The sequence below is a fragment of the Mycobacterium sp. 852002-10029_SCH5224772 genome (genome assembly GCF_001667315.1).
Lineage (GTDB): Bacteria > Actinomycetota > Actinomycetes > Mycobacteriales > Mycobacteriaceae > Mycobacterium.
This window is the reverse complement of sequence record NZ_LZHT01000041.1, coordinates 305,890-317,248: the sequence shown is the minus strand read 5'-3', so window position 1 is coordinate 317,248 and position 11,359 is coordinate 305,890. Positions and strand designations below refer to the sequence as shown.

Here is an 11,359-nt window from a genome sequence, read left to right as displayed (position 1 = left end):
CAGGCTCCATCTGGTCAGGGGCCTGGTCAGGGACTACCGTAAGCGGCCATGGGAGCACAACAACGGGCCTCTGCCCAGGGCCTGTCCGCGGACACACCGGACGGCTTCGGCGTCGCGGTCGTGCGCGAAGAGGGACAGTGGCGCTGTGCTCCGATGGCCCGTAAGTCGCTGATGAGCCTGTCGGCCGCCGAGACGGAGCTGCGCGAATTGCGTAGCGCAGGGGCTGTCTTCGGTCTGCTTGACGTCGACGACGAATTCTTCGTTATCGTGCGGCCCGCGCCGTCGGGGACGCGGCTGTTGCTCTCGGATGCCACCGCCGCGCTGGACTACGACATCGCCGCGGAAGTGCTCGACAAGCTCGACGCCGACATCGATCCCGACGACCTCGAGGATTCGGATCCCTTCGAGGAGGGAGACCTGGGCCTGCTGTCCGACATCGGGCTGCCCGAGGCGGTTTTGGGGGTCATCCTCGACGAGGCCGACCTGTACGCCGACGAGCAGCTGGGCCGCATCGCCCGTGAGATGGGCTTTGCCGATCAGCTGTCGGCGGTGATTGACCGCCTCGGTCGGTGACTGACGAAGAGCTGATCCGCTCCGCATTGTCGGTCGCCGCGACGGCGGGTCCCCGGGATGTGCCCATCGGCGCGGTCGTGGTCAGCGCCGACGGAACCGAATTGGCCCGTGCGGTGAATGCCCGCGAGGCCCTGGGTGACCCGACGGCCCACGCCGAGATCCTGGCGCTGCGGGCGGCCGCCAAAGTGCTCGGGGATGGGTGGCGGCTCGAGGGCGCCACGCTGGCAGTCACCGTCGAACCGTGCACGATGTGCGCGGGGGCGCTGGTGCTGTCGCGCATCGCCCGGCTGGTGTTCGGGGCTTGGGAGCCCAAGACCGGAGCCGTCGGATCGCTGTGGGACGTGGTCCGCGACCGGCGGCTCAATCACCGCCCGCAAGTGCGCGGCGGTGTGCTGGCGCAGGAGTGCGCCGCGCCGCTGGAGGCCTTCTTCGCCCACCAGCGATTGGGGTGAGAGGCATTCGGTTCGGTAAGCTGCTCGGCGGTGGCGTGTCCGAGCGGCCTAAGGAGCACGCCTCGAAAGCGTGTGACGGCTAAAACCGTCCGAGGGTTCAAATCCCTCCGCCACCGCCATAGCCCCAACCCCTGCAATGCAGGTAAGGGGGCTATTTCTCTGTTTGCTGACTGTTGGTCTGCCCACCTGCTGCCCACACTTTGCCCACAGTCACAGGTGAGTACGAGTTGTGAAGAGTGACCGCGACGGCATCGAGATCGGTGTCGAACAGGTCCGCGTAGGTGTCCAAAGTGACCTTCGCCGACTTGTGTCCGAGCATCCGCTGTAGTGCCAGCACGTTTACGCCTGCAGAGATTGCCAACGACGCCGCGGTGTGCCGAAGGTCATGTGGAGTGATCGCCTGAACCTTCGAACGCTTCACAGCGCCCGAGAACCACCCTCGAGTCGACTTCGGGCGCGGTAGGTACTTTCCGTCGGGGCCGGGGAACAGCAGATCTTCTGTGCTCTTGTCTGCACACAGTCGGGAGAGCTCGTCGAGGACGAATGTCGGAACCGGCACTGACCGGACCTTGCGACCTTTGGTCTGCCCGACGGCGTGCTCGACGCCGAGCTGGACGGCGTTGTCCGCGACGACCAGGCGGCGCTTCAGGAACTCGACATCACGCACCCGCAGCGCGATCGCCTCGCCCCAGCGGAGTCCGCATAGGGCGAGCACGTACACCAGTGGCCGATGCTCGCCACACTCCGCTGCTAGGCGGTGTACGTCGTCGGCGGTCAGGTAGATGTGTCGGCGCGTTGTCTTGCGCGGTAACCCCTCGATTCCGCGCGCCGGGTTCGACGCCAACCGCCGCGCCTTAACCGCGTCTTGCAGAATCCCGGATAGCACACCGTGCGCACGCAGCACGGTCGTCGCTCCGCGGCCCTCGCGGATCATTTGGGCAATCCAAGATTCGATATCGGGCACCGAAACCTTGGCGATCTGCCAGTGACCCCACTTCGGTTGAACGTGGATGCGCCAGGCTGATTCGATCATCCGATAGTTCGACGGTGCAGTCGCCTGTTGCTTGCGCGCCAACCAATCTGGCGCCAGCTCGGCCAGCATGGTGCGGCCCGCCGCCTCCGGGATGAACTCACCGGTCAGTTTCTTGACCTCTACGGTCGCCGCGAATGCCTCGGCGTCACGCTTGGTTCTGAACCCGCGCTTGTCGGTCTGTCTGTGGTCCGGCGTCCGGTAGCGGACCCGGTAAAGGGTTGCACCGCTTGCGGTTTGATACTTATTGATCGTCGCCATCGAGCACCGCTTTCAAGTCGGCCTTGAGCGCGCGAGCAATGCGCCCCTTCTTCTGGGCATTCGCTTCCGGGCCGGCGAGTTCGTCGCGTTTGGCGCTAAACGACTTGCCCCATTGGGCCAACATTTCGGCGGCGAGCCGCGAATGGTCGAGCCCTAACTCCCGCGCGAGTCGTTCCTCGGGCTCGCCGATCTGTCCGAGCATCCGCATCGTGGCACCTTTCGACACCGACTGAAGGCGGGCCGGCCAGTTATCTCGGTAGTCGTCAGTAACGACTGACTGCAACGCGGCGCCGGCCTCGCGTCGGTACCGGCCCGCCGCCGTCACGGCGTCTCCCGACAGGTAGCGGCGCAGTTCCTTAGTTGAGACGCTGATTCTTGGTGTGACAGCGATGTTGTCGTCCCCGCGAACGAGGTCGCCCAACGATACGGGCCGGTCGAGTAGCTCTGAGAAGATCAGAGCCAAGGCAACCAACGTCGGCAGTGTCGGCGATACCTTGCCGTGTTCTAGGTCTGAGACTCGCCCGGTGCCCCAGTTCAAGCCGCATGCCCGCGCCGCCTTGGCTACGTCGTTGAGGTTCGCGTCACCACGTAGTTCTCGCGCGTTGCGGCCCATCACCGCCGCCAAGTCGACCGTTTCCGTCACGACACGAAACATACCCCGGTTTCGCAAGGCTTGACAGCAGGCGACGCGCGATGCAGTGTCAACGACAAGCCCGTGATTTGCATGGGTTGAGAATCTCACCGGAGGCACACACCTTGAACGCGAGCGTCAACCCAGCCAGTTTGAACACATCGCCGCCCGAGACTGCTGGCCCCAAAGAGGTTGCAGCAGTGCTTCATACGACAGAGCAAGGACTTGCGCAGATGCGCTATCGCGGCATGGGGCCGAAGTTCATCAAGGTCAACCGGAAGGTCTTGTACCGATGGAGTGACGTCAACGCGTACCTCGACGCGAACACCGTTCAGCGCACCGACGGTCCGCGGGGGATTGCGTAATGGGGAAGCCACCTGATCAGCCCGCCGTTCACGTAGCGGCGAACGCGTCGAGGCCGGGGCTGGTGCTCGTCGCGATCGGCAGCGGATCCGACCCGTACAGCGTCACGCCCGAGTTCGCCGTCGGGCTGGCCGGCCAACTGCTCGACGCTGCCACTACAGCACGCACCGCGGGGACGTGAGCGGCCAACTTGTCGGCGAAGTGATCGTCGCCTCGGAGACCTTACGAGCTCGCGGCGTTTCCGAGCGCGGGTTCCAAGCGCTGATTGCGATCGCCGAGAAGGCCAACACCAAGACCCGGCAAGCATCAGTTCGCTGGGACCACATTCGGGCCGTCCAGTACGGCACATCGCTGTCTACCGCGAAGCGGGCCGTCAAGGAACTTGAAGATGCTGGTTACCTTCGGAAGATCAAGCGCGGCTTTAACAATCAACAAGGCAGGTCAGCAGCACCGGTCTACGAGTTATGCGCGATGCCTGTCCGGGCGGACATCACGCGGACGCCACGTGACACGAACTGGTCATCCATGGTGACCCATTCGGGGATAGGCGAACGGGTCACCCAAGGTGACCCAATCGGAACCGCCACAAGCGATTTGCTGGACCTCGATTCGGACAGAACGGGTCATGAGACCGGACCGAACGGGTCAAATCCGGGGGCCGAACGGGTCAAATCAGAGACCGAACAGGTCACCCGGGATGACCTACTTGACGGTTTAACACTTGACGGGTTAACACCTGACGCTGCGCGAAAACCTTCTGACGAAAAGCATCTGAGGTTTCGTGGCGGGGGTACGTCACCAGGGGCCAGCCGCGAAAGCGCGCCGGCGCAGTTCGACATGCTCGCTCAGCAGCTGTACGTCAACGCCGATATGGACCACCAGTGCCCGAACTGCCGCGCCGATGCCCATGAGTGGTGTCGGCGAGACGACGGCTCGCAAAAGCGCATCCCGTGCCTGGCCCGATCCCGGAGACCAGCGTGACGTCGCGAGTGTTCGAAGAGATCTACGCCGACGCAGCGATGGACCGGGAGTGTCCGAACTGCCAGGCACCGCCTCACAGGTGGTGTAGACGGCCCAACGGTGAGACCCGCCCGATTCCGTGCATCGCCCGTATGCGCATCGCTGCCTCGTCTGCCGGCCGCATTCGACGCTGCCCGCTGACCCCGCCCGAGGTCGAGTGGCACGCCTCGCCCGCCCACCCGACTCGATCGTTCTCCGAGCCAATCCACCAACCCGAGCCCGAGCAGTGAGCGTCCTCGCCGCGCTGATCTGCTACCGCTGCACTCAGACTGGGCCCATCACGGTCGAGTGGACCTACTGGGAGAGCGCCGGGCAAGCACGACAGGCCGAGGCCGAACTCACCCCATGCGGCCCGCTGTGCGTTGGCGTGCACAGCGTGACGCGCGTCGACGTCGTGCCAGAGCCCAGGGCCGGCCGCGAGCGACAGATGACGACCGGATCCGGTCTGAAACGGGCCGGCGGAGTCAATCCGTGAGCGACCCAGAACCGATCGTGATCGGCCTCACGGCGACGGAAGCCCAGTCCGCGCACTACGCCCTTCGCGACTTCATCGCCCGCCGCGGGCTCGAGAAGAGGCCCTTGCCGCGCCGTTTCTACACCCTGCAAGCCCGACTCGTCAGTTTCGTCCGCGAAACCAAAACTTGTGCGCCGCAGACGCACTCCGCATCCTCGGCAGAGGAGGAACTCATCGACACGGCCGAAGCGGCAGCGATTATCGACCGCTCACCACAATGGGTCCGGCGTATCCGAGCCGAACTCGGCGGCCGCGACATCGGCGGTCGGTACGTCTTCCCGCGACAAACCGTCGTCCAATACGCCGAACGAAAGGCAGGTCACCACAAGTGAACCCAACCGACTACTTACGCCTAGGCGTCGAGCAGTACCTCCGGGAACTGCCCGACGACGAATTCAGTAACCTTATTCAGCGGGTGCGCCCACCCGACGACAAGCCGGCCGGCGACGACCGAGCGTCGTTCGCGCGCAACCTGTTCAGCGCTGGCAACTAACATGACAGGCGCGTTGCCCCGTATGACCGTCGTCGAACGCTGCATGGCGAAGGTCGACCACGCGGCCGTCAAGCGCGCCGAGAGGGACCGAGCTGCGCAAGCCGCCGCGGAACGCATCAAATTCCTGTACTCCCGCCTTTTCGGAAGGGTCGTCCCTAACCGAGTTGTGGCGGCTCTCCACACCGAGAACGCGGCGCGCGAGCTACTACAGTCCGCCGACAGCAACCTCATGCAAGTCGAAATCTTGCGCGTAGCTGTCGACAACCGATGGGCCTCTGTGGTCGAAGCCTTCATCAAAGTCTGGGACGGCGAGCACCCAATCGCGGCCACCGTCCAAGAACTATGGAGCCTGATCACCGGCCGCGCCTCGGCCTGACCCACCCCGAAAGGAAACGCACGCAATGTCTCTCGCACAGCTCGAATCCCAGATCGACGATCTGCGCAAGCAGGCCGCGAACATTCAGAGCCGATGGGCGCGCACCGCCGACCTACTCGACGCCGACGACACCCTCACCGACACCGGGAAGCGGGCCAAGCTCGACAGCGAGCACGCACAGGTGAGCGCCAAACTCAGCGACCTCCGCAAGAAGGAGAAGGAGCTCATCACCGCCAAGCGGCAGTCACTTGAGAAGTCGCTGTTCGGGCTCTCCAGCCTGACGAGCAGCGATCCCGGCCAGATCATCGCCTATCGCGACGCACAAGACCGCGCAGCGCGACTCACCCAAGCCGACGAAGCGGGCGAGGTATTCGCGGCAGCCATCCGCGCCAACGACAAGACCCTCGCCGCCGCAATACTTGGGCGAGCACTCGACGCCGGTTGGAGCGGCATCGTCGCCGAATACATCAAGCAAAACCCAAGCACCAAAGAGCAACTCGACGACCTCGCCAAGGTTCAGGACTACGACTCGTTTGGCGCGAACTTGTCCTACGCCACCCTGAGCCCGTCATTCCGCGGTGGCTGGTAGCCACCTGACGGCCTCGCGGCCGGCGCGAACGGAGTTCCCGTCACCCGTGCCCGCGCCGCCGCGAGGCCCAACCCCTACCGGGGGTGACCCCCACCGCGCCCCGTCGCTGCACCTCGCGGCATATGCGCCTCCCCCTCCGCCCCGATTTTTTTCAAAACGAGGAGAACGAAATCCCGACGTGACTGAGCGCAGATTGCGCGCTGTGGGGGCGGGCGAGAAGGCGCCGGCGAAGCGGGCTCCGCGGAAGGCGGCGCCGAAGTCGGTCGTGGATGCGGCCAGGAGCGGTGATCGCCGGCAGCTGCTCGTCGCGTTGCAGTATCGGATCGCGAAGGCCATCGACGACCCGAAGACCGTCGGTCCGGCGTTCGCGGCGTTGATCAAGCAGCAGCGTGACATTGCGGCCGAGATTCATGCGTTCGACCTCGCTTCCGAAGCCGCCTCGTCGACCTCGGGTTCGAAGTCGGCGATCGCTACGACGCCCGACGAGCCCTGGGACGAGTCGATGATCTGAGCGCCGGCCGTGCCGTGCTCCTTCTGCCTATTCGTCAGGCTTGCCCAGAAGCTCGCTAGGGTCGAAGTCGCCTGGTGTCACGAATTTCTCCGCGTAATCCTGCTCGGCGTGCAGCTTGGCACTGCCGAGGTCATCGAAGCGGCCAAGCTCGGTGACGGTTCCTTTCTCGTCATTAGCTTCGATCTTCAACAGCCAGACCTCGCTGGGATTGTCGGGGGTCTTAATCGGTTCGATCTTGTAGTACTCCCCGTCAACACCTTGTAGTCCAAGGCCGTCGAGTCCATTCGGGTGCCAATCGCTCATAGGACAAGCGTGCCCGATCTTCACGGACCGCGCTTTCTAAGCTGTCGAGAATCGACCAATCCGGCGTGTGTTCGACGTTCCCAGCCCGCGCCTGCATGCTTGGCGGGTGACGATGCGGCAGGAGGCGACGCGCGCCCCGTACGAGGGCTCACTCGCCGATCCCGGCGACCGCAACCCGTATGCCGTCCGGTCGCTCAGTCCTCGCCAGGCCGAGGATGCTCGGCTCTAGCCGCGGCTCTGCGGCAAGTCTGCCGTTTTCGCGCATCCGCGCATTTGGCTGACCCGATTCGAGGCGTACGGCAAATCCGCGGCCTCTAGTCTCGGTGCCGTGGGGACATTTAGTGGTCTCAGGGCGAAATTCGACCCCGACGATGATCGACGGCGTGGAAAGCAGTTCGAGGACGTCTGCAAGTGGTTCCTAGAGAATGATCCGACCTACCGGCCGCTTCTTCGGCGGGTGTGGCTGTGGGACGACTGGCCGGGCCGGAGGGGCATAGACGCCGGCATCGACCTGGTCGCGGAGGACAACGACGGCAAGTTGTGGGCGATCCAGGCCAAGGCGTACGCATCGTCGCACAGCATCAGCAAGCGTGACGTGGACAAGTTCGTCGCCGAGTCCAGCCGGTCGAAGTTCACCCACCGCTTGCTGATTGCCACAACCGACAAGCGCCATCACATCGCCACGCGCCTGATGGATGACCTCGGAATCCCCTTCATCGGTCTAACTCAATTGCGCGAAGCCGACGACTACCTCGACTGGCCCAGCACCCCGGCTGTCTTAAGGCCGTCGAAGCCGCCGAAACCCAAGACGCCCTGGGCCTACCAGCGCACCGCCATCAATGACGTTGTGAAGGGCTTCAAGACCGGCGATCGCGGCCAACTCATCATGGCCTGTGGCACAGGCAAGACTCTGACCGCCTGGTTCATCACCGAAAGACTTCAGGCTGAACGGGTTCTGGTCTTGGTGCCCTCGCTGTCGCTTCTGAAGCAGACCATGCGGGAGTGGCAGACCGCTAATCCGAGGAGGTCTTTCGCTGCACTGCCTGTGTGCAGCGACGAGACTGTCGGCACTCTCGGCGAAGACGCGGCGGTGTCGCACACCAGCGATATGGGTGTGCCGGTGACCACCGACCCAGCGGTGATCGCCGAGTTCTTACGGAAGCGATCCGGCCCACGCGTCGTGTTCTCCACCTACCAGTCCTCTCCCCAGATTGCCGCAGCGTTCAGGCTGGGCCGGGCGCCACAGTTTGATCTGGTCATAGCCGATGAAGCTCACCGCTGCGCCGGACCAGTGTCATCAGACTTCGCCACGGTTCTAGACCCAGAAAAAATCAGGGCGCACCGGCGGCTGTTTATGAGCGCGACGCCGCGTTACTTCACCGGGCGGATATTGCACGAAGCCAAAGAAGCCGACTATGAGATCGCTTCCATGGACGACCACACCCGATTCGGCGATGTGTTTCATCGGCTGAGTTTCAGTGAAGCCATCGACCGCAAGCTGCTCACCGACTACCAGGTGGCCATCATCGGCGTGGACGACGCCACCTACCTCGACTGGGCTAGGCGCGGCACCCTGGTGACCCCAGACGGCGAGAGAATCATCGACGCCCGCTCACTGGCCGGGCAGATCGGCTTGGCGAAGGCCATGCGCAAGTTCGACCTGCACCGGGTGATCAGCTTCCACAGCCGAGTCAAGGCCGCGCGGGAGTTCGCGGCGTCGATGCCTGCGGTACTGGACTGGATGCCCGCCCGACATCGCCCCAAAGGCTCGCTGTCGTCGAAGTATGCGTCCGGAGAGATGTCTGCCGGCGAACGCGCCATGCTGATACAGCACCTCAAGAGACTCGATGACGGGGAACGCGGCTTGCTCGCCAACGCGCGATGCCTGGCCGAAGGCGTCGATGTCCCCGCCCTCGACGGGGTTGCCTTCATCGACCCGCGCCGCGCCGAAGTGGACATCGTGCAGGCGGTGGGACGGGCCATCCGCAAGTCCGAAACCAAAACGATCGGCACCGTCATCATCCCCGTATTCATTAACACCGAGGAGGATCCCCACGCGGCACTGGACTCCTCGGCCTTCAAGCCGGTGTGGGATGTCATCAAGGCCCTCCGGGCGCACGACACTGAGCTCGGTGAGCAGCTCGACGCCCTACGACGGGAGATGGGCCGCAACGGCGGCAGGCCCCAGCTACCGAGCAAGATTCACGTCGATGTGCCAGCCACAGTGAGCAAGGACTTTGTAAACGCCTTCCGGGTGCACGTGGTGGATGCGACCACCGCGCCGTGGGAGTTCTGGTTCGGGCTATTGGAAGGCTACGTCGCCGAACACGGTCATGCCCGTCCCTCGTACACGTTTAGCGTTGGCGACAACCGGCTCGGGGCCTGGGTAGCGAAGCAGCGATCCCACTACAGCAGCGGGAGGCTGTCTCAAGAACGGCAACAGCGGCTTGAGCAATTGCCTGGTTGGACGTGGACTCCGCGTGACGCCCTATGGGAGGAGGGTTTCGCGAGACTTCAGGACTATGTCGCGCAGAACGGCACTGCTCGCCTTCCTAAGGACTGTGTCTTCGACGGATTCCCGGTCGGCGCGTGGGTCACAACGCAACGTTCCGCGCACTCGGGAAGGGAACTCCGCGCGGACCGAATACAGCGGTTAGAGGCGCTGCCTGGCTGGACTTGGAATACGAGAAGCGACAAGTGGTACTTCCAGTACGCGCTACTGAAGAAGTACGCCGCCGAACACGGCCACACGCGACTAGCCGCGTTGGAGATGTATGACGGAGTGCGACTTGGGCAGTGGGTGGCGCAACAGCGATACCACCGGAATAAGGGCAACGTTGATCCAGCGCGAGTTCGCCTACTGGAGAAGTTCCCCGACTGGATCTGGGACGCTGTCACCGACCAGTGGGAGGAAGGATTCCGTCACCTTCAGGAGTATGTGCAGAAGCATGGCGACGCCCTCGTGTCGCAGTCATTTAGGTCCGCCGACGGCTACAAACTCGGGCAGTGGGTCACCATTCAACGCACGGTCTATCGCGACGGCGATATGGGCGAGGAACGTCAGGCGCGGTTGGAAGCACTGGCCGGCTGGTCCTGGGATCCGCGTGACTCCCGATGGGACTACTGGTATTCGGCACTTGAGGACTACGTCCGCGTGAACGGGAGCGCTCGCGTACCACGCTCCGATCGCGGCTCCGACCGGGCCGATCAGTTGGCGAATTGGGTACAGACACAGCGGACCTCGTACGCCAAAGCCTCTCTACGACACGACCGGATCACCCGTTTGGAGGTTTTGCCGGGGTGGGTGTGGGACCCCCACGAAGCCGCGTGGGAGGAAGGCTTCACGAAGATCCGGGAGTACGCCGCAGTTCATGGCGACTGCATCGTGCCGCACTCCCTTGTGCAAGACGGATACCGGCTCGGCGGTTGGGTCAACAACCAGCGCACGAATTACTCGAAGGGGACACTGAGGCCCGAGTACGCGAAGCGATTGGAGTCGCTGCCCGGCTGGGTCTGGGACGTCATCGAGTCGAAGTGGGACGAAGGTTTCCGAAATCTCGTGGACTACATGAAGGACCACGACGGCGCCACACCCCCGCCAAGGTACCGGCAAGGTGGCTACTCGCTGGGTTCCTGGGTGGGTACCCAACGCACCACCTACAGGGCAGGAAGACTGAGAGACGATCGGGCGCGCCGGCTGGAGGCACTTTCCGGCTGGAGTTGGGACACGAAAGCCGACCAGTGGGAGCGGACATACGAACTCCTCAAGCAGTACGCGGATCGTTATGGCACTGCTCGGGTTCCCTACCGCTACTGCGTCGACGGGATCCAAGTCGCGTCGTGGATAGGTACGCAAAAAGGCGCCTACAGGAAGGGCACGTTGAGTTCCGAACGGCAACGCAGGTTGGAGAAGCTGCCGGGGTGGACGTGGACCCTTTCGGAGGACGTTTGGGAGGAACGGTGCGCACTCCTTGAGAAGTTCGCCGCGCGTGAGGGCCACACACGAGTGCCGCAAAAGCATGTCGAGCAGGGGATACGACTAGGAATCTGGGTTTCGGTTCAACGGCGCGATGCACTCGCTGACGTCATGCCGCCGGAACGACGCAAACGGCTGGAGGAGTTGCCCGGCTGGGTGTGGGACGGCAGGGCACCCAAGCCCAATCGGTAGTTGCTAAGCAGCGTCCCTATGGGATAGCAGCGTCCCTATGGGATGAAGTGTTGGCTCCTGCGAAGCACGCGTATT

At 63.8% G+C, this 11,359-nt stretch carries 15 protein-coding genes and 1 tRNA gene; 13 read left to right on the top strand and 3 right to left on the bottom strand.

Annotation, left to right across the window (positions count from 1 at the left end; genetic code table 11):
• Positions 1-48 precede the first annotated feature (48 nt).
• The 3 genes from A5775_RS09990 (at position 49) to A5775_RS09980 (ending at position 1,144) form a co-directional block, all read left to right on the top strand.
• A complete protein-coding gene (locus A5775_RS09990) occupies positions 49-573 on the top strand; it encodes a tRNA adenosine deaminase-associated protein (protein ID WP_067251314.1) in 525 nt (174 codons plus the stop codon).
• Positions 570-1,025 (top strand): nucleoside deaminase, encoded by a 456-nt coding sequence (locus tag A5775_RS09985; RefSeq protein WP_067251311.1) that lies wholly within the window; start codon positions 570-572, stop codon positions 1,023-1,025. The genes A5775_RS09990 and A5775_RS09985 overlap by 4 nt, the downstream gene beginning before the upstream one ends.
• A 29-nt stretch (positions 1,026-1,054) precedes the next feature.
• Positions 1,055-1,144 (top strand) — tRNA-Ser (locus tag A5775_RS09980).
• 32 nt (positions 1,145-1,176) lie between these two features.
• Here the strand turns inward: A5775_RS09980 and A5775_RS09975 are convergent.
• Both A5775_RS09975 and A5775_RS09970 read right to left on the bottom strand, forming a co-directional pair.
• Positions 1,177-2,316 (bottom strand): site-specific integrase, encoded by a 1,140-nt coding sequence (locus A5775_RS09975; RefSeq protein ID WP_067251309.1) that lies wholly within the window; start codon positions 2,314-2,316, stop codon positions 1,177-1,179.
• Positions 2,300-2,941 (bottom strand): helix-turn-helix domain-containing protein, encoded by a 642-nt coding sequence (locus tag A5775_RS09970; RefSeq protein ID WP_156660644.1) that lies wholly within the window; start codon positions 2,939-2,941, stop codon positions 2,300-2,302. Before A5775_RS09970 ends, A5775_RS09975 begins: the two co-directional genes overlap by 17 nt.
• A 158-nt stretch (positions 2,942-3,099) precedes the next feature.
• Between A5775_RS09970 and A5775_RS09965 the strand changes: the two genes are divergently transcribed.
• The 8 genes from A5775_RS09965 (at position 3,100) to A5775_RS09935 (ending at position 6,813) form a co-directional block, all read left to right on the top strand.
• Entirely contained in the window at positions 3,100-3,312 is a 213-nt protein-coding gene (locus A5775_RS09965) for an AlpA family transcriptional regulator (protein ID WP_067251304.1), read from the top strand.
• The gene (locus A5775_RS09960) at positions 3,312-3,491 is read left to right on the top strand and encodes a hypothetical protein (protein WP_067251302.1); all 180 of its coding nucleotides are present in this window, start codon (positions 3,312-3,314) and stop codon (positions 3,489-3,491) included. Before A5775_RS09965 ends, A5775_RS09960 begins: the two co-directional genes overlap by 1 nt.
• Positions 3,488-4,291, top strand: a complete 804-nt coding sequence (locus A5775_RS25345) for a hypothetical protein (protein ID WP_156660643.1) — start codon at positions 3,488-3,490, stop codon at positions 4,289-4,291. The genes A5775_RS09960 and A5775_RS25345 overlap by 4 nt, the downstream gene beginning before the upstream one ends.
• Positions 4,292-4,822: 531 nt before the next feature.
• On the top strand, positions 4,823-5,176 hold the full coding sequence (locus tag A5775_RS09950; protein WP_156660642.1) for a hypothetical protein: 354 nt from the start codon (positions 4,823-4,825) through the stop codon (positions 5,174-5,176).
• Positions 5,173-5,337, top strand: a complete 165-nt coding sequence (locus tag A5775_RS25340) for a hypothetical protein (RefSeq protein ID WP_156660641.1) — start codon at positions 5,173-5,175, stop codon at positions 5,335-5,337. The genes A5775_RS09950 and A5775_RS25340 overlap by 4 nt, the downstream gene beginning before the upstream one ends.
• Before the next feature lie 22 nt (positions 5,338-5,359).
• Positions 5,360-5,713: a hypothetical protein gene (locus A5775_RS09945; protein WP_156660640.1), complete on the top strand. Its 354-nt coding sequence runs from the start codon at positions 5,360-5,362 to the stop codon at positions 5,711-5,713.
• Between the two features lie 25 nt (positions 5,714-5,738).
• Positions 5,739-6,302 carry a hypothetical protein gene (locus A5775_RS09940; RefSeq protein ID WP_067251293.1) on the top strand — a complete coding sequence of 188 codons (564 nt, stop codon included), beginning with the start codon at positions 5,739-5,741 and terminating at the stop codon, positions 6,300-6,302.
• A 178-nt stretch (positions 6,303-6,480) separates the two neighbouring features.
• Positions 6,481-6,813, top strand: coding sequence for a hypothetical protein (locus A5775_RS09935; protein WP_197512461.1), 333 nt, complete (start codon positions 6,481-6,483; stop codon positions 6,811-6,813).
• Between the two features lie 27 nt (positions 6,814-6,840).
• On the opposite strand, the gene A5775_RS09930 is transcribed toward A5775_RS09935, so the two are convergent.
• Positions 6,841-7,116 carry a hypothetical protein gene (locus tag A5775_RS09930; RefSeq protein WP_067251291.1) on the bottom strand — a complete coding sequence of 92 codons (276 nt, stop codon included), beginning with the start codon at positions 7,114-7,116 and terminating at the stop codon, positions 6,841-6,843.
• Positions 7,117-7,222: 106 nt separating this feature from the next.
• On the opposite strand from A5775_RS09930, the gene A5775_RS26045 reads away from it, so the two are divergent.
• Entirely contained in the window at positions 7,223-7,345 is a 123-nt protein-coding gene (locus A5775_RS26045) for a hypothetical protein (RefSeq protein WP_255362111.1), read from the top strand.
• A 99-nt stretch (positions 7,346-7,444) separates the two neighbouring features.
• On the top strand, positions 7,445-11,284 hold the full coding sequence (locus A5775_RS09925; protein WP_082952947.1) for a DEAD/DEAH box helicase: 3,840 nt from the start codon (positions 7,445-7,447) through the stop codon (positions 11,282-11,284).
• The last annotated feature ends 75 nt before the right edge of the window (positions 11,285-11,359 follow it).